The organism is Bradyrhizobium sp. CB2312, from assembly GCF_029714425.1.
GTDB lineage: Bacteria > Pseudomonadota > Alphaproteobacteria > Rhizobiales > Xanthobacteraceae > Bradyrhizobium.
Window position 1 is genome coordinate 3,128,676 of the sequence record NZ_CP121668.1, and the last position, 16,693, is coordinate 3,145,368.

Consider the following 16,693-nt stretch of genomic DNA (forward strand, 5'->3'; position numbering starts at 1 on the left):
GCACGCAGGCGGCGCGGGTGCCTATGAGATATCCCGCCCGGCGTGCTCGCTTTGCGTCCACCGCACCAGGCTGGCCTTGATTGCGGCGATCTCGGCTTCGCCCCGCGCAGCGCGCGGGGTCGTGATCGGCACTTCGGCCAGAATCCGCGCTGGCCGCGGCGACAGGAAGAACAGCCGGTCGCCGAGGCGGATCGCATCGTCGAGGCTATGGGTGACGAGCAGCGTCATCACCGGGCGGCTCGCGACCAGCGTGGCGATTTCGTCCCGCAAGCGGCCGGCGAGCGCATCGTCGAGCGAGGCGAGGGGCTCGTCGAGCACGAGCAGGTCGGGCTCGACCGCAAAGGCGCGGGCCAGCGCGACGCGGCGGGCGAGCCCCAGGGACAATTCGCCGGGAAAGTGGCTGCGATGCGCCTCCAGCTCGAGGATCCTGAACAGCTCCGACAGTTTTGCGGCGGTGACATCGGGCGCCGGAAGCCGCACATTCTGCTCGACCGAGCGCCACGGCAGCAGCCGCGGCTCCTGGAACACCATGCCGATCCGCGCCTCCGGCGGGCGCGCGATGTGACCCTGGAAGTCGTGATCGAGCCCGAGGATGATGCGCAGCATCGTGCTCTTGCCGCAGCCGGAGGGGCCGATCAGCACGCCGACCTCGCCGGATTGAATCGCGAACTTGACCGGCGCGAGCACATCGTGCGTTCCGCCCGCGGCGCTCCTGAAGGTCTTGCCTGTGATCCCGACCTCAAGCCGCACGGGGGCGCCACCGTGTTGCGCGGGCTTCGAACGGCTGCACCAGCAAGGTCTCGATCACGAGCACGACCGCGGCGAAGGTCAGCGAGTAGGCCAGCAGCCGCGGCGTGTCGAACAGCTGGAAGGCGACGCCGATCTCGAAGCCGACGCCGTTGGGCCGGCCCAGGAGTTCAGCGACCAGCACGATCTTCCACACCAGCGACAGTCCGGAACGGGCCGAGGCGGCGATATAGGGCGCAAGCTGCGGCAGCACGACATGGCGGAAGGCGCGCCAGCGCGGCATCGCGAACACGCTCGCCATCTCGTCGAGCGAACGGTCGAGCGCGCGCGTGCCCTCGCGCAGGGTGACGATCGCGGTCGGCAGCTTGTTGATGGCGATTGCCGCGATCGCGGCGGCCTCGGTCAGGCCTGCCCAGATATAGGCCAGTACGATCACGACCAGCGCCGGCAGATTGAGCAGCAGGATCAGCCAGGGATCGCCGAGCCGGTCGGCGAGCTTGACCCGTCCCATCAGGTAACCGATGGCGCTGCCAACCGACATTGCGAGCGTGAAGGCGAGCGCGACGCGCGCCAGCGTCGCGCCGAGATGCAGGAACAGCGCGCCGCTCGACGCCTCCGCGATCATCACCTGGAGCACGGCCGGCGGTGAGGGCAGCTTTGCACCGCCGACGAACAGCGCGGCAGTCCACCAGATCGCGAGAAACAGGGCGAACGAGAGAAGACGCAGCACCTCAATCTCCGGGGACCGCGTGATAGAAGGTACCGGGATCGAGCTCCGCTGTGGGGCCGACGAGGTCCCGCCCGCCGATCTCGGCCAGCACGCGGTAGAGCACGCGTGCGTCCTTTTCCTCGTCGTCGATGCTCCGCCGCGGAATGCCGTCGCGATAGCGCTCGCGGTAGGCCTTGAGCATGGTGGCATCGCTGGTGCCGGTGAGCGGCGCGATCTTGTCCCAGGCTTCGTCCGAGCTGGTCAGCAGCTGCTTGGCCTTCCGGGTCATTGCGATGAAGCGCGCCACGGCGGCCTTATGACTGGCCGCCCAATTCTCGTCGAAGACATAGCCGACCGCAGACACCGCGCCCTCCGCGCCCAGCTTCGGCAAAATGTCTTCGATCCCGGCAAGGCGGCGAAAACCCTTGGCTTCGAGCTGCGCGCAGAAATTCCAGAAATTGAGGCTGGCATCCATCTCGCCGTCGAGCGCCTTGGCGGCGATCAGCGGTGGGGCGCCATAGACGATGGTCGCCGCCGACTTGAGGTCGATGCCATCCTGCTTCATCCGCGCCTGCAGCAGCAGCCAGCTCTTGTCGATCGCGCCGCCGCCAACGCCAAGCTTGCGGCCCTTCAAATCGGCCAGCGTCTTGAGCGGCGATGCGGCCGGCACCATCACCGCGCCGAGTGCGCTGGAATAGGGGTAGAAGGTCAGCTTGGCGCCGAGCGCACGCTCGCGCGACACCCACAGCCAGTCCGACAGGATGATGTCGGCATTGCCGGCGCGCAGCGCGATCTTGCCGGCTTCGGGGCTCGCAAGCTCGGTGACCTCGAGCGACAGGTCGGCCTCCTTGTCGAGCCCGGCGCTGCGGATCGCGGCCAGCTCCCAGGAGAATGTTCCGGTCTTCTGCACCGCAAGGCGGATCGTGTCGGCGGCGCGGCCGGGCGCAACCAGCGTCAGCGCCAGCGTAACCGCGAGCGCCAATGTTCGACCAAATGCTCTCATCACCTTGTGAGCCGTTTCCTCTGACAGAGTGCTTTTCAGGACAATACGCATAGCATAGCTTTGGTCGCAACCAGCGGGAGGACGCGCATGAAAATGGCCGGGCAGCTACGACCGATTGTCGCCGCATTGGCGGTATTGGCGGCGACCGCATGCGTGGCCCAGGCCGAGGAGGCCAATGATTATCCGACGTCGGCGCGCGCGGAATATGTCTATGGCTGCATGAAGGCCAATGGCGAGAGCCGGCAGTCCATTGAGCAATGTTCCTGCTCGATCGACGTGGTCGCCTCGATCGTGCCCTATGCGCGCTACGTCACCGCCGAGACCGCGCTCAGCATGTCGCAGGTCCGCGGCAATCTCGGCGTCCAGTTTCGCACCTCGGAGCAGGCGAACACGGCCGTGAATGATTTGCGCCGCGCACAGGCCGAGGCAGAGGTGAGGTGTTTTTGAATTAGTGCCGCGCAGACGGTGCTCTGTTCCTTCTCCCTTGTGGGAGAAGGCGAGATCTAGATAATAAGCAGTTGAAAGCAGGGTCTTTTCCCAATACTGGATTTGCGCGCGTACTGTAAATTCGTACTGTGAACCGGCCCCGTTCTGGCCCCAAAAAAATACACAAAAAATGTGCCCCCGGGGAGGCCCAAACGGCTCCGGAAAGGCCCGAAATGGCGTCACGGCGCTCAGTTCGCGCGCTCGGTTGGCCGACTAGCCTTGCGATCAGTCTGACCTCTTTAGCGTGGTTGGCAGCATCGCATCGATTTCTGTGTCGGAAAAGGTTAGGTCTTCCTTGTTTTTCAGCCTGTCCTGAGCTTCGACATAAGCCTTGCCGTCGGTATGGGGCGCGGTTCTGTATATCTGGTGAAGCTGGTCCTGCAGCTTGTCCCGGCGCTCGCGCAGACCCTCAAGCGGCACGCATTGAGATCGAATATCTGTGAGCAGACTGAGGTACGATTCGCGGATGTTCCACAGGTCAGCCGCTGTCTCGCGGTGCTTTTGCGCAGCCTCGCCGGGGTCGAGGTCCTTCATGTAGCTGTTGAGGGCCAAGCTAACGAAGGAAAGCGCGGCTGTTGCGTAGGCATAATAGGCCCCGTTTTGCGTGAAGATGACACCAAGGGCACCGCCGGCGGTCAGGGCAGCCAGAACGATCTGGGTCATCTTCACGCGCCCGAGCCATTTCGCATGCCGATCGGCCATGCGCTCGTGCGTCTTATGGGAGTAAGCACAGCGCCCGTAGCACTCGCGGACCTGCGATTCTAGCGTAGTGTGCTCCTCATCCGGGGTAAGATGGGCCAAAGACTTCTCTCCATTTCTGGCGACGCGACCACTGGCGGCCCGCAGTATCGTCAACTATGGCTTCGCGCGCGCGCAACTCGGCGCTTCGGGCCTTAAACTCAAATGTCCCGGTGCGATAGACTTAGGACGCGCTCCCCGGTGCCCGCCATACGTTCTGTTGCTGATTCTGACCAGCCACGTATTCGAAGAAGTCGCGGAAAAAGAGATCGTGATAGAGAAAGCTCTTGTCGCGGTGAGCATAGCGCTCAATGAACTGATAGGCCAAGGTATCGATCAGCATGCCGCTCATCGGGACGGAGCAGTAGTCCCGCCAGACCCGCGCCATGCGGCAAATGCGCTTGAGATTGCGGTTCGTCAGCTGATTTCTGGTTTCGACTGCCGAGATTTCTGCTCGGGGGTTGCAGACCTTCCACGATCCGCCTCCGTTGGCGTCTGGGTAGGTCCAACTGCTCCCGTCGCTGTTTTCGAAGACGGGCAAGACCTCGAACGTGATGTTGTCGTCGAAGTTAAGGACGACGACCTGTCCGTCACCGGCCACATCGGATGTCGGATACGTGTTCCGCATCGATTGTCTTACGGCCTGCAGCAATGCAGATTGTCCATTGCCGATGTAGGAGCTGTATTGAAGGTAAAGGCCGGTGGGCAGAACGAAGCCCATATCAAGGTCGCTGATGCCCTTTGCCGCGGTGTCGCGGCCATAGGAGCCGGTATAGAGGCTGTGCGCGGTTGGGGACTCAGTGTTCCAGAAATCGCGATTGAGCTGGCGCGTGATTCGCTGGTAGCGATACGCTATCGAGCTTATCTTGTCGGTGGGGATTTTGCAGGCGTCGTTGAACGCGCTGAAGTCGTCGGCAATGGTCATTAGGAAATGCCCCCTCTGTTTCCGCATACGGCATCCTGAGGTAGAGAGCCAGCGGATTCACAGGGTATTCAGCGCTTGCAAACAGCTAAGGCCGGCGGAGAAAGGGGAACGGCGATGAACGCCAAATCCCATGTCGATTTGGTCCGCGTCGTAGGCCCGGACTTCGTTGCCGGGTTCGAAAGCGACGGCACGGTGCGCCGCGCCGCGCCGATCCTCAAGGCGCTCGTCGGCATGACCGACGATGAGGCGCGCGCCTACATCAAGGCGAAGGGCTGGACCGCGAGCATCGTTCCGGACCGGCCGAGCATCGAGCACCACTATCACAACTTCGGAGGCTTCAACGCCGGAAGCTTCGAGGTCCGCCATAGCCGCGGACGGAAGTATTTCTATTATGACGACAACGCCGGAAGGCGTGCCGTCACCGGCAAGGATTCGAAAGAGACGGAATTCGGCAAGGCTCAAGCGTACCTCCAGCAAATACAAGGGACCGGCAATGAGCCAACCTGACGGCACCCGACGACCAAAGCGCCCTCATTCGCCAGACCTTCGCAGCGCAGATTTACGGCAAGTTGAGAGGATGATCGTGGTGAAGCTTTCAAAGACACGACTGGTTCTCGCCGCCGCGTTCCTCGCGATCACGACGCACGCACATGCAGGCGCGCTGATCGCGAACTGCAAGCTGAAGCCCAACGCCACCGTCAAGACCATGCCATCGCGCGGCACTAAGCATCTGTCGTTCGCGCCGACCGCGGCCGGGATGGACGTCGAGGTGTACGACCAACATGGCGGCCAGTGGGCCTATATCGAGGGCGAGCACGCCGCGTCCAAGATGCGCATCAAGGGCTGGATGCTGCGCTCATCGCTCGACACCTGCCAGAACATAAAGCCATGGGAGTAACGAATGAAGGCGGCAAAGTGACTCCCCTCGTCCTGCCACAAGTCAATCAACAACGCCACCGACGAACGAGCTGCCCTATCTGTCGCGGCGGCTGACGCGCGATCTGGCCGAGCGGATCGAGCGGGTTTTGCTGGAAGAGCGCAGCGAGGCAGCGCGGCCGTGACCCGGGATGCTATCGAGGCCGAGCTGCTCGAGATCGAACTGATCCTTTCCGACGACCAGCTCAGGGACGAGGACCGCGCCGCGCTGTTTGGCGCGCAGCAGGCGCTGCTCAACGTGCTTGACCCCGAGACATGGCGATCCGGTAGCCAGACCTTCTACCGGGTGGGCGCGCGGCCGATGGAAGCCGCCAGCAGACTGCGGCATTGATGTGCGCTGCAGCCGGTTGGTTCGCCCTCGTTCCGTTCGTTATCACCTTCGCCTTCGGGATGGTGCTCGTGCGGTTCCGGACGCCGCGATGGCTCGGCGACGGCAACGCCGCCGCCCTCCTGATTTTCTGGGGTTGCGCGCTGGGCGGCCTGATCGTCCTTACGAGGTTCTGCCCGCACTGAGGCTACTTGAACAGGTCGAGCTGCCTTGTATCGGGCGGCTTCCTTGGGAGGCGCTTTGGGGGACTGAGCGTTTTGGTCGCCTCTCGAATGAGCCGCACAAAAACCTGTGTGTCGAGAAAGTAATTCGGATAGGCCTTTCGCACCGCGTCGAGGGAATCGACCGAGACAAGAACGGCCTCCGCGCCGGGGACGCCTTTCAGCCTGCGCTCTGTTTCGAGATATTTTTCGTTCGCCAGCGTCGATTCACCAAACTTAAAGGTGGTGACCTGGACCGACATCAACGCGGGGTTCATCTCCAGCAGGAAATAGTGATTGTCGCCTCTGCTGTGCCGCGGGCTAGACAACAGGTTCATCGCGTGCCCGTAGGCCTGCAGCCGCTTCGCCAGGTCGAGGCGACGCACATAGTCGCGCATTTCGCGTACGAGATCACGATAGACGTTCGGCGTTCCCGCAACGGGCGGCGTGCCTTCCCGCAACGCAAAAGCGCTGCTGGCCAGCGCAAAGAACCGCAGCCAATCTTTCTCGCCTTGGCTGGACTTGAGCGCCTGCTGCTGCAGGGTACCCACAGTCTCGACGGCCGTTGCCCACGCATGCTGCAGTTGCGACCGAATCTGGATTTCGATCTTTAGCGTGTTGTAGTCAGCTTTGCGGTCCGAGAAGTATTTATAGCCGGACCATGTGCGCGAGCGTGCTGCGCCTGTCTTTGGCCTCGCTCTGCTCGCCGAGCCAAGCAAGGCCTTTCGGCGTGCGCAGCTTCTGAGTGCTCATGAATGTCATGAGATTCTGGAACGCGGGTCCGTCAGCTGAGGGATGTTCGAAAGCTTCGAAGTAATCGATGGCCCGCCGGCCTCTATTGTCGATTGCTCCGAAAAAAATGCGCTCGATATCCCGCACCTCCTGTCCGCCGAACTGCCTCGTGTATAGATCGACTTCGGCGAAGCAGTAATCGAAGCCAAGCCGGCGGAGGTCCTTGCGCGGTTTGACAAGTCCGTTGGGCGTGGTGAACGTTCCCGGCTTCAAATCGAGATAGAATAGTTCCTTGTCCTGCTGACCTGCAGGCAGGAAGCGCCGCTGATGCCAGACCGGCACATAACATGGTTGTTCTTGTACTCGGTTGACATCCCAAAATGGTAGCACCACGGAACCGTGGGGGACCACCAACGGCCGCCGTTATCAACATGAGAGCGGTTTAGAGCAGCGAGAGCTGGACATCGACGTGCTGGCCGTGCCGGTCGAGGAAGTCCTCTAGCGACCTCTCAGGATCGAGCGCAGTCAGCGCAAAGACGAAGGCCGCAGCGAACTCGATCGCTGCGGCCTCTGTCATACCAAGAAAGACCCGGGTGAAACGACTTTACGTGAACCTATCCGCCAGCCCCGGTTTGCCAAGTTTTCCCGATGCCTGCCGTTCCCGCTACAACATACGTGAATCGCCGGGTGCGAAAACGCAAAAGCATTCCTGCCGGACGGTGCGAAAGCGAACAGAGCGGCCCTTCGTCTGGGAGTAGCCTTACCTCCGCTTGGTGCAACCGACCAAGCACCCCTCCAGTCACGACCTCGGTCAGTCGGTCTGCCAGCTGCATTGACTGGGGTCGTTACAGGGGGCGTTTCCGGACCGCGCACAAGGAGACCCCGCCCTCGGGCGGGGTCTACTGCGTTCCAGAAGCGAGCCTGCTGCGGTCCGGACGGCCGTGGTCGCGGTAGAGGGCCGGGGCCGCCGACTTGGCATATGCCGATGCCACGGTCGCGGCCAAACGTTCAAGCTGCACAGCTCGCTCCAAATATTCGACCAGAAGCTTCATCCCGCTCTCCCTCTATCGTCCTCCCCTTACAATACGAAACCTCGGAGCCGCCAGCTTGTCAGGCGGAACGCGAACGGGCGTGAACTTTGTATCGGTTCGCTGAGCGCGCTTGCAATTGGGGCAGAGGAAAAGGTGCGCGATAAAAGGTCCCTCCGCGTCTTGCACCAACTCCGAGCGAAACCATCTCGTCGGGACACGACAATTGGGGGCAGTCCGGTATTTCGAGGCACTCTAGCATTTTCCTTAGACGATCCATACCTGCTCCCAATGTTTCGGGAAAAAGTAGCAAGGAACTCGCCGTCGGAATGTATCAAAAGATACGCTCGACCATGTTAGGACGACTGAAATAACAACTTCTCCTTTTTGGCCCGGGGTGCAGTGCCACCTTTCTTACACCGCCACCGGGTTGCCGCGCTGATGATACGGGCAGGCCTCATACGCCGCAGGCAATGCCTAGCGCCCAATCAGCCCTCTGCTCGACGGGGAACTTTGAACAGCTTCATGGAACGCTTTTGTTGGTCGGCGTTTGGCTGAATAAGGCAAATTGAAGCACGGAGGGGTGGAACAGATGGCCCACCAACCGTCTATTGAAAATTGCCGCGTTCTGATTGTTGAGGATGAGTACCTTCTCGGAGATGACCTGGCGAAGGCGATTCGGGGTTCGCTCGGCGTTCAAGTGATCGGACCCGTCGGCCAATTTGCCGACGCGATGGCTCTACAGCACGATAGTTTTGATGTCGCCGTCATCGATATCAATCTGCGAGGAAGTTCGGCCTACCCACTAGCGGACGAACTCATGCGTGTCGGAAAACCGTTCATTTTCACGACTGGCTATGCTGCTGAGACCATTCCCGACCGCTTCCAGCATGTGCGGCTATGGGAGAAGCCTTATGAACTTGAGAAAGTAGGTCTCCCTCCGGTGAGGGCCGCCTTGTCGGGTTAATACCAGTGCTGTGTAACAGCCCTTATGGACAGCAATAAGTTCAGTGCTCAGATTGAACGGTTCGAGGTTGTCGAGACTGGCCGTCGCCGTCGCTGGACCGATGATGAGAAACTCAAGATCGTTCTGGAGAGTTTACAGGCCCCGCGCGCGGTCTCGTCGACAGCACGACGATACGGCATCTCGCGCTCGCTCCTGTTGACTTGGCGACGATCGTTCGGGACGCGGACGAGCGAACAAACTCAGCCAGCCTTTGTGCCAGCGATGGTGATGCCGGACCAACCGCCGGCGCCGCCAGTAACTTTAGCGGGGCCAGCGAGCGGACGCATGGAGATTGTCGTCGGCAAGGCCTGTCGGGTGATCGTGGACGCCGGCGTTGATATGACCGCGTTGTCTCGCGTATTGGATCTGCTGGAGCGGCGATGATCCCGATCGCGGCAGGGGCGAGGATCTGGATCGCAACCGGTCACACTGACATGCGCAAAGGCATGCAGGGTCTGGCATTGCTGGTGCAGGAGGGGCTGGGGCGGGATCCTTTTGCCGGCGACGTCTTTGTGTTCCGTGGTCGTGCTGGCACCCTGATCAAAGCCCTTTGGCACGACGGGATCGGGCTGTCGCTCTACGCCAAGCGACTGGACCGTGGCCGCTTCATCTCCTATGGCCTTTGTCAACCGTTTTGAACACAGCTTTCCGACCGCTCCTTTGGGGACGGGGATATTTTGATGCATACGATCCGCATAGGTGAGGACGCCGAGTGTTCTCGACGATCGCTCAAACTCCTATGCGGGGATTGGTTACCCCATGATGACGGTGCGTCGGAGGGCTGCCTCGCTCTGGCCACGGACGTAGGCGACACGGCTGTCCAAGATGAACTCGAGGATTCCCTCTCCGCGCTCGGCGTCCTCGCTGATGCGGATCGTAGGATGCTGGTCGATCACACGCCTAGCGGGACGCGCTGGCCGATTGACCAAATGAAGCCGAGCAGCTCCCGCGCAACTGCAGCGGTCGCGACAACTGAGCGTTTCCCGCGCGCGGTTAACTTCCGATAGGTCTTGTGTAGACGTAGCTGGGCCTTCCAGGCCAGAGCAGCGATGTCTTGTGAAACCGGCGGGCAACGCTCTTTCATCCACTGCCCGACCTTCGGCGTCGTTCGATAACTCCAGGCGGCTTCACATAGCACCGCCCGTGCAATCGAGCTGCCGGCCTTGGTAATACCGCGCGGCCTTGCCGTCCCGCCGCTGCTGTGCTCACCGGGAGCGAGGCCGAAGTAGGCAACGAGCTGGCGCGGATGAGCGAACCGGGAGAAGTCTCCGACCTCAGCGAGCACAGTGGCAGCGACGATTGGACCGACGCCTTTCAATGCTTGCAGAGCCTGCATCTGCTTGGCCCACGGAGAGTCGGTGATCACTTCTCGGATTTGCTGCTCGATTCCTGCCTTGCGGGCCTCATTATGCTCGAGCGCGTTGAGGTAGGTCTGGAACGCAATCTGTTGTGCCGGATGAGCGAACGTTCTGTTGCAGAGCCACATTCGGTGTCGGCGACTCCAGGCCTTACCTTCGAAGCGCAAGTCGCAACGGAGCATGAACGACTGGATGCGGATGCGGTCCCGGCGGACATCTTGACCGGCTGCGTGTCGCGCCCGTATCAGGTCGCGCAGCGCTTCATGAAGCGCGTCCGGCACCCAGACATAGCTGAGCTCACCGGCCCGGTGCAGACGAGCGAGAGCGATAGCGTCGCGCCGGTCATTCTTGATCCGATCGCCCGGCTTTCGTGGCGTCAACGAAGGGGCGCACACTCTGCAGATCATCCCCATCGCCGAGAGTTGACGTTGAACGTTGTAGCCGCAAGACCCAGCCTCGTAGACGAATTCGATGACACCGTGTCGCCGCGCCAGACTCCGAGCGAACTTTCCGATTGCTGCCGGTTCGTTCATGATCGTGCCGACATGCCGAACCTCACCGGCTCGTCCAGCGTCCGCCACCGCGACAGAAATTGTCTCCTTGTGTACGTCGAGACCAACGAAGGCACAAACCCCTTGCATTGCATTCTCCTTCCTTGCCGGGTCCATCCCCGGGTGTAGCGCGGCAATCTGGGTAGGAAGTGCGCGGCGATCAGGATGGCGAGGCAGTGTCGCGGCCTGATGATGATTGCCGCGATGATTGTCGCGCGCAAGAGTTTTGTTGAACTCTGATTGTCGCGCAGCGTCAATCAGCCACGGTTTTAGGTGTCGCGTGCGATGGCGGCCGTCCTGGACCGCGTTTTCGTTCGAGGGCGGTCCGTCTGCGATAGCTCTCGACGTTCATCTCGACGATCGTGGCGTGGTGAACGAGGCGATCGATAGCGGCGAGGGTCATGGCGGGATCCGGGAAGACCCTGTTCCATTCGCCGAATGGCTGATTGGCGGTGATCAGCATCGAGCGGCGCTCGTAGCGTGCACTGATGAGCTCGAACAGCACGCTGGTCTCGGCCTGATCCTTGGTGACGTAAGCGAGATCATCAAGAATCAGGAGATCGAAGCGATCGAGACGATTGATGGCCGCCTCGAGGTTAAGCTCGCGTCGCGCTAGCTGGAGCTTCTGCACGAGATCGGTGGTCCGGGTGAAGAGGACGCGCCATCCGTTCTCGATGAGGGCCAGGCCAATCGCTGCCGCCAAGTGGCTCTTTCCGCCGCCGGGCGGGCCGAACAACAGCAAATTGGCGCCCTTGCCCAGCCAGCTGTCACCGGCGGCGAGCGCCATCACCTGCGCCTTCGAGATCATCGGCACGGCTTCGAAGTCGAAGCTGTCGAAGGTCTTTCCGGCGGGCAAACGTGCTTCGACAAGGTGTCGTTCGATCCGACGGCGGCCGCGTTCGGCGATCTCGTGCTCGGCGATGGTCGCGAGGAAGCGGCCGGCCGGCCAGCCTTCCTTGTCGGACTGTTCGGCAAATTGCGCCCACAGCACCTTGATGGCAGGCAGCCGGAGCTCATTGAGCAACAGATTGAGGCGCGCGGTATCCACCGTGTTCGTTACGCTCATGCGGCACCTCCGGTCTCGGCGGTACCGATGAGGCATTCGTAGGTCGCAAGCGGCACGAGCTGCACCACGACGTTCGGCAGGTTGGCGGGATCGGGGGCGAAGTGAGCACGTAGCCGGTTGAGGTCGGGCAGTCGGCCGGCCTCGAGGTCGGCGGTGAGCTGATCGGCGAGTTCGGTCTCGCAGCCGCGTTCATGAGCGAGCGCGAGGAGATCGACCATGATCCGGCAGGCTTTTTTGTCCGGCAAGCGTTCGCGCAAGCGATCGAAGGTCTTCCGATAGGCATCGCGCGGGAACAGCCGATCTCGGTAGACCAGATTGAGAAGCGCCATCGGCTTGCGCCGCAGGGAATGGATCACGTGCCGATAATCGACGACCTGGTCGTACTTGCCATTGGGATGCGGCCGCCCACGCGGCAGGGTGACGAGATGGGTGCCGCCGACGAACACGTCGAGACGATCATCGTAAAGGCGCACCCGCAGCCGGTGACCGATCAGGCGCGATGGCACCGTGTAGAACACCTTGCGCAGGGTGAAGCCGCCGGACGATGTCACGCGGACGATCACCTCTTCGTAGTCGGAGGTGCGCCGATCGGGCAGCTCCTGCAACACCACGCGCTCGCTATCGATCCGCTTGGCGTTGCGGGCATTACGGCGGCTGACGATCTCGTCGATGAAGCCGCGATAGGTGGCAAGATCATCGAAGTCGACAGTTCCGCGCAGCAGCAAGGCATCCGCGATTGCTCGCTTGAGATGACCGTGGGGCCCTTCGATCGAACCATTCTCGTGAGCAACACCTCGATTGTTGCGGGAAGGCCGCATGCCGTAATGGGCACAAAGGGCCTCGTATCGCTGCGTCAGATCGTCCCGTGCATCACGATCGAGATTGCAGAATGCGGCCGACAGACTGTCGGTCCGATGCTCCCGCGGCGCCCCACCGAGCGACCAGAGGACATTCTGCAGGCCTTCGGCCAAAGCAACAAAGCTCTCGCCGCCAAGCACGACATGGGCGTGCTCGAACCCGCAATAGGCCAAACGGAAGTGATAGAGACGATGATCGAGCGGTGCACCCGCAATCGTAACACCCAACTCGTCCATGTCTGTGAAGTCGGAGAGGCCGAGTTGGCCAGGCTCGTGGGTTTGGCGGAAGATCACCTCCTGCTCCTCGCCGTGGATCGCCCGCCATGCACGGATCCGACGTTCCAGGGTACGACGGATACCGCTGCCGAGATCCGGATGACGCCGTAGCATCTCCTCGAACACCGCCACCGGCCGTAAGCCAGGTGCCGCCTTCAAGATCGGGACGATCTCGGTCTCGAACACGTCGCTCAGCGGGTCCGGCCGTCGCCGGCCGCGGGGCGCCTTCCTTGCGATGGAAATCGGGGGTCTCTCTCGATCCGATAGGCGGTCGACGCACTGAATGATGCCTTGGCCGCCGCCACTGGCGGGCTATCGGTCTGACGGTACTTCATGTAGAGCCTCATCTGGTGATCTGTGATGTGTCGGCCGGGCACGCGAGTGATTCCTCTTGGCGGAAGAACCACTTGCATAACCCCGCCGGCCGCGATCACCAGTCGGCGCGGTCCTCCTCGGGATCGCGCCGACGCTGGGCTCGTAACTCCGGTCGGGCTACGCCCTCCCTACGTCACGAGCCCAGCGAAACTCTCTCACCTTGATTGACGCTGCCTTCCATCCTGATCGCCGCGCGACACCCCGGGGGACGCGCAGGATGCGATCCCGAGCAGGAAAAGGCCATGTCATCTGGCCGGCGACGGTGGACGGCGTGGTGTCGCTGACGGCAGCTCAGATGGGCTATTTGCTGGAGGCGATCGACTGGCGCAACCCCCAACATAGTTGGCGGCCGCAGAGCGCAGGATAAGCAGCGCAATAGTCCCGTGAGATTGCAAAAAGGTCGCGCCAAATCGCGGCTTTTGTGATTCCATCGGTGCATGGGTGATGGTCCCGAAAATCTGCCGGAAGATATAAAGGCGCTGCAGGCGGCGTTACTGGCCACGCGGGCCGAACTTGCCAGCGTTCGCGCCCAGCAGTCCGACGACCAGGCGCTGATCGTGCACCTGAAGCTGCAGATCCAAAAGCTGAACCGCGATCGTCATGGCCCTCGCTCGGAGCGTACCGCAAGGCTGCTGGATCAGCTCGAACTGACGTTGGAGGAGCTCGAGGCTTCTGCGCCTGAGGACGAACTCGCTGCCGAAATGGCCGCGGCCAAGACGACGAAGGTGGCCTCGTTCACGCGCAAGCGGCCGTCGCGCCAGCCGTTCCCGGACCATCTCTCTCGCGAGCGGGTGCTTGTGCCGGGACCGACGTCGTGCATCTGCTGCGGCGGTATGCGGCTGTCCAAGCTTGGCGAGGACATCACCGAGACGCTGGAGGTGATCCCGAAGTCCTGGAAGGTGATCCAGCACGTCCGGGAGAAGTTCAGCTGCCGTGATTGCGAGAAGATCAGCCAGTCCCCGGCGCCGTTCCAAGTCATCGACCGTGGTTGGGCCGGCCCCAGCTTACTGGCGATGGTGCTGTTCGAGAAGTTCGGCCAGCACCAGCCGCTGAACCGTCAGGCCGAACGCTATGGCAAGGAAGGCGTGCCGATCAGCCTGTCGACCCTCGCCGACCAGGTTGGTGGCTGCACTGTTGCGCTGACGCCCTTGTTCCGGCGCCTCGAGGCCCATGTGCTGAGTGCCGAGCGATTGCACGGGGATGACACGACGGTGCCGGTCCTGGCCAAAGGCAAGACCGACACCGGCCGCATCTGGGTCTATGTACGCGACGACAAGCCTTTTGGTGGGCAGGCCCCGCCGGGGGCAGTGTTTTATTACTCACGCGACCGCGCCGGCGAGCATCCCCAGGCCCATCTGGCCGGCTATAGCGGCATCTTCCAGGCCGATGCCTATGGTGGCTACGGCAAGCTTTACGAGGCGGGCCGCAACGCAGGTCCGATCCTGGAAGCCGCGTGCTGGGTCCATGCCCGACGGCCGTTCTTCGTGATGGCTGATCTGGCAGAGAATGCGCGCCGCAAAGTGCAGGGCAAAAAGCCGGCGGTGATCTCGCCTCTGGCGCTGGAAGCAGTGCGCCGGATCGATGCCCTGTTCGAGATCGAGCGCGGCATCAACGGCGAGACGCCCCAGCGGCGCCGGGCCGTACGCCAGGAGCTCAGCGCCCCACTGGTCGCTGATTTGCAAACCTGGATGCGTGAGCAACGCGCCAAGCTCTCACGGCGCAACGATGTCGCCAAGGCAATGGACTACATGCTCAAGCGCTGGGATGCGTTTACCCGCTTCCTCGACGATGGCCGCATCTGCCTGTCGAACGACGCCGCCGAGCGAGCCCTGCGCGGCATCGCCCTGGGGCGGAAGTCTTGGCTGTTCTGTGGCTCCGACCGCGGCGGCGACCGTGCCGCGATGATGTACAGCCTGATCGTCACAGCCAAAATGAACGACGTGGATCCACAAGCTTGGCTCGCCGACGTCCTGGCACGCATCGCTGCACATCCCGTACAACGGCTCGACGAACTTTTGCCCTGGAATTGGCGCGACCGAAATAAGCAAGTCAACCAAGCAGCCTGAGTGACCGCTACGCGGTCCTCACCGGATGCTTACGAAAGTAGCGGCTAAACGTCGCCGAATTGTGTGGCCGAGTGCCACTTCTCGCGGCGTAACGACGTCGCCCGATGCTCGTGATCAATGCACGCCACTTTCCACGCTGCCGTCGAGGTAGGACCGACCACTCGCGTGGTTCGGGCGACACCCATCATCCGCTACATGATCGGCAGCGCGTGCCCGGATACGCCAACCACAAGGGTTGGAGCGCGAGGTGGGTCGATTGTCCCTGCCGGAGACCATCGATTGCTAAGGTACTTTGGGAAAGCCGTAACGGCGCGGGACCGCGCGGCCTTCATTTTGTATTTGACCCGGGTGAGTTTTGGCTTTGCGCCGGGGCGGCTTCTCGAGATTTGCCGCCTAACCCATTGCTGTTGCGCGCCCGATTGTTGACGACCCTGGCTGAACGATGAGCGGTAGCGTTCGCATCTCGCGTCAACGAAGGTCCACAAATTTGCAACCGGTCCACAGCGCCTCAGCGTTGCGCTGATCTATCTCCTGCGAATTCTCAAATGAGAAGCTCGTGCCGTTCACCCAGCAGTAGAGTTGTTCGACGATTGGGATCGACGCATTCAGCAATTTGGTTTCGTCACCATGCTTCATCGGCTGAACGGGTCCGTTCTTCTCGCGGCGCGTTGTTTCGAGCGAGTGCGCAAGATGCTTGTCGCGGATGTTCATGATCGCGTTCAATCGCGTTGAACTGAGAACTGTGCGAGCGGATTTGATTGCGTGTTCCAGTCCAGTCAGAGCCAGCGACGCGCGCTCGTCTGCGTATGCGTCCGCACGCCCGAACATGTGACGGCCGCGCTCCTCCTCAGCCAGCATTTCGATGATCTCGGCATCATCGATCAGTTCGACGACGGTCGGAATGTTCTCCTTGTCAAGATCGATGCCGTCCCAGATTGCGCAAAGGCGCACGATCTCGATCTGGAGCATGCTGCGCTGAAACGCATTGAACGCGTTCGCCGCATAGGAACGGGGAATTTGAGAAGCAAGCAGCGGCGAGAACACAACGAACGAGTTGTTGGCGTGAAGTTCGATCACATAGAGGAAGTGATCGATGATCTTCGTCATTTTGGCTTCGGCAAGCCTGATCCGTTCTGGTCTCGGCAGGTCGTTAATTTCGATCTTCTTCTTTTTCTGCTTTTTCTTCTGCTTCATCTTGACCCGGCTTTGCTTGGACATGGCGCAATGGGGCCTAAGCCCGGAGGGCTGACAACAGACCAGCACGGTTTATCCCCGCGTTTCTAGCCTCCGTTGTGCTCGCCACGTC

22 protein-coding genes and 1 pseudogene are annotated in these 16,693 nt (G+C 61.7%); 10 read left to right on the forward strand and 13 right to left on the reverse strand.

The features are described from left to right. Positions 1-21: 21 nt before the first annotated feature. Genes QA642_RS14940 through QA642_RS14950 form a run of 3 tightly spaced genes read right to left on the reverse strand, consistent with a single transcriptional unit; the run spans position 22 to position 2,459 of the window. Positions 22-750, reverse strand: a complete 729-nt coding sequence (locus QA642_RS14940; protein ID WP_283085327.1) for an ABC transporter ATP-binding protein — start codon at positions 748-750, stop codon at positions 22-24. Further along, entirely contained in the window at positions 740-1,477 is a 738-nt protein-coding gene (locus QA642_RS14945) for an ABC transporter permease subunit (protein ID WP_283085328.1), read from the reverse strand. The genes QA642_RS14940 and QA642_RS14945 overlap by 11 nt, the downstream gene beginning before the upstream one ends. 1 nt (position 1,478) lies before the next feature. Next, on the reverse strand, positions 1,479-2,459 hold the full coding sequence (locus QA642_RS14950; RefSeq protein ID WP_283085329.1) for an ABC transporter substrate-binding protein: 981 nt from the start codon (positions 2,457-2,459) through the stop codon (positions 1,479-1,481). 87 nt (positions 2,460-2,546) lie between these two features. Between QA642_RS14950 and QA642_RS14955 the strand changes: the two genes are divergently transcribed. Beyond that, complete coding sequence (locus tag QA642_RS14955; RefSeq protein WP_283085330.1) at positions 2,547-2,906, forward strand: hypothetical protein; 360 nt, start codon at positions 2,547-2,549, stop codon at positions 2,904-2,906. A 264-nt stretch (positions 2,907-3,170) separates the two neighbouring features. On the opposite strand, the gene QA642_RS14960 is transcribed toward QA642_RS14955, so the two are convergent. Continuing rightward, positions 3,171-3,746 carry an SLATT domain-containing protein gene (locus tag QA642_RS14960; protein ID WP_283085331.1) on the reverse strand — a complete coding sequence of 192 codons (576 nt, stop codon included), beginning with the start codon at positions 3,744-3,746 and terminating at the stop codon, positions 3,171-3,173. 121 nt (positions 3,747-3,867) lie between these two features. Continuing rightward, on the reverse strand, positions 3,868-4,608 hold the full coding sequence (locus QA642_RS14965; RefSeq protein WP_283085332.1) for a nucleotidyltransferase: 741 nt from the start codon (positions 4,606-4,608) through the stop codon (positions 3,868-3,870). 114 nt (positions 4,609-4,722) lie between these two features. Here QA642_RS14965 and QA642_RS14970 point away from each other — a divergent pair, with 114 nt between their 5' ends. From QA642_RS14970 to QA642_RS14985, 4 genes are all read left to right on the forward strand, one after another. Then, a complete protein-coding gene (locus tag QA642_RS14970; RefSeq protein WP_283085333.1) occupies positions 4,723-5,115 on the forward strand; it encodes a hypothetical protein in 393 nt (130 codons plus the stop codon). A gap of 76 nt (positions 5,116-5,191) precedes the next feature. Further along, entirely contained in the window at positions 5,192-5,506 is a 315-nt protein-coding gene (locus QA642_RS14975; RefSeq protein WP_283085334.1) for a hypothetical protein, read from the forward strand. 159 nt (positions 5,507-5,665) lie between these two features. Then, the gene (locus QA642_RS14980) at positions 5,666-5,875 is read left to right on the forward strand and encodes a hypothetical protein (RefSeq protein WP_283085335.1); all 210 of its coding nucleotides are present in this window, start codon (positions 5,666-5,668) and stop codon (positions 5,873-5,875) included. Then, positions 5,875-6,057, forward strand: a complete 183-nt coding sequence (locus QA642_RS14985; protein WP_283085336.1) for a hypothetical protein — start codon at positions 5,875-5,877, stop codon at positions 6,055-6,057. Before QA642_RS14980 ends, QA642_RS14985 begins: the two co-directional genes overlap by 1 nt. A gap of 2 nt (positions 6,058-6,059) precedes the next feature. Here the strand turns inward: QA642_RS14985 and QA642_RS14990 are convergent, their stop codons facing one another. The 4 genes from QA642_RS14990 to QA642_RS15005 form a co-directional block, all read right to left on the reverse strand. After that, positions 6,060-6,623, reverse strand: a complete 564-nt coding sequence (locus QA642_RS14990) for a hypothetical protein (RefSeq protein WP_283085337.1) — start codon at positions 6,621-6,623, stop codon at positions 6,060-6,062. A gap of 97 nt (positions 6,624-6,720) precedes the next feature. Then, positions 6,721-7,215 carry a hypothetical protein gene (locus QA642_RS14995; RefSeq protein ID WP_283085338.1) on the reverse strand — a complete coding sequence of 165 codons (495 nt, stop codon included), beginning with the start codon at positions 7,213-7,215 and terminating at the stop codon, positions 6,721-6,723. A gap of 31 nt (positions 7,216-7,246) precedes the next feature. After that, entirely contained in the window at positions 7,247-7,381 is a 135-nt protein-coding gene (locus tag QA642_RS15000; protein ID WP_283085339.1) for a hypothetical protein, read from the reverse strand. A gap of 322 nt (positions 7,382-7,703) precedes the next feature. Further along, positions 7,704-7,856 (reverse strand): hypothetical protein, encoded by a 153-nt coding sequence (locus QA642_RS15005; protein WP_283085340.1) that lies wholly within the window; start codon positions 7,854-7,856, stop codon positions 7,704-7,706. A 568-nt stretch (positions 7,857-8,424) separates the two neighbouring features. On the opposite strand from QA642_RS15005, the gene QA642_RS15010 reads away from it, so the two are divergent. The 3 genes from QA642_RS15010 to tnpB are packed head-to-tail and all read left to right on the forward strand — an operon-like array spanning position 8,425 to position 9,476. Further along, the gene (locus QA642_RS15010; protein WP_283085341.1) at positions 8,425-8,799 is read left to right on the forward strand and encodes a response regulator; all 375 of its coding nucleotides are present in this window, start codon (positions 8,425-8,427) and stop codon (positions 8,797-8,799) included. 24 nt (positions 8,800-8,823) lie between these two features. Then, entirely contained in the window at positions 8,824-9,222 is a 399-nt protein-coding gene (locus QA642_RS15015) for a transposase (RefSeq protein ID WP_283085342.1), read from the forward strand. Beyond that, entirely contained in the window at positions 9,219-9,476 is a 258-nt protein-coding gene (gene tnpB, locus QA642_RS15020) for an IS66 family insertion sequence element accessory protein TnpB (RefSeq protein ID WP_283085343.1), read from the forward strand. The genes QA642_RS15015 and tnpB overlap by 4 nt, the downstream gene beginning before the upstream one ends. 254 nt (positions 9,477-9,730) lie before the next feature. On the opposite strand, the gene QA642_RS15025 is transcribed toward tnpB, so the two are convergent. The 3 genes and pseudogenes from QA642_RS15025 to istA all read right to left on the reverse strand — a co-directional run bounded on the left by QA642_RS15025 (position 9,731) and on the right by istA (position 13,359). Then, complete coding sequence (locus QA642_RS15025; protein ID WP_283085344.1) at positions 9,731-10,837, reverse strand: IS110 family transposase; 1,107 nt, start codon at positions 10,835-10,837, stop codon at positions 9,731-9,733. A 163-nt stretch (positions 10,838-11,000) separates the two neighbouring features. After that, complete coding sequence (istB, locus tag QA642_RS15030) at positions 11,001-11,813, reverse strand: IS21-like element helper ATPase IstB (RefSeq protein WP_283085345.1); 813 nt, start codon at positions 11,811-11,813, stop codon at positions 11,001-11,003. Beyond that, positions 11,810-13,359 (reverse strand): annotated as a pseudogene (gene istA, locus QA642_RS15035) (IS21 family transposase). The gene istB and the pseudogene istA overlap by 4 nt, the downstream one beginning before the upstream one ends. Before the next feature lie 179 nt (positions 13,360-13,538). Between istA and QA642_RS15040 the strand changes: the two are divergent. Then, on the forward strand, positions 13,539-13,688 hold the full coding sequence (locus QA642_RS15040; protein ID WP_194483008.1) for a hypothetical protein: 150 nt from the start codon (positions 13,539-13,541) through the stop codon (positions 13,686-13,688). A 70-nt stretch (positions 13,689-13,758) separates the two neighbouring features. Next, positions 13,759-15,387: an IS66 family transposase gene (locus QA642_RS15045; RefSeq protein WP_283085346.1), complete on the forward strand. Its 1,629-nt coding sequence runs from the start codon at positions 13,759-13,761 to the stop codon at positions 15,385-15,387. A gap of 468 nt (positions 15,388-15,855) precedes the next feature. Here QA642_RS15045 and QA642_RS15050 read toward each other — a convergent pair whose 3' ends face one another. After that, entirely contained in the window at positions 15,856-16,605 is a 750-nt protein-coding gene (locus tag QA642_RS15050; protein WP_283085347.1) for a hypothetical protein, read from the reverse strand. Positions 16,606-16,693 lie beyond the last annotated feature (88 nt).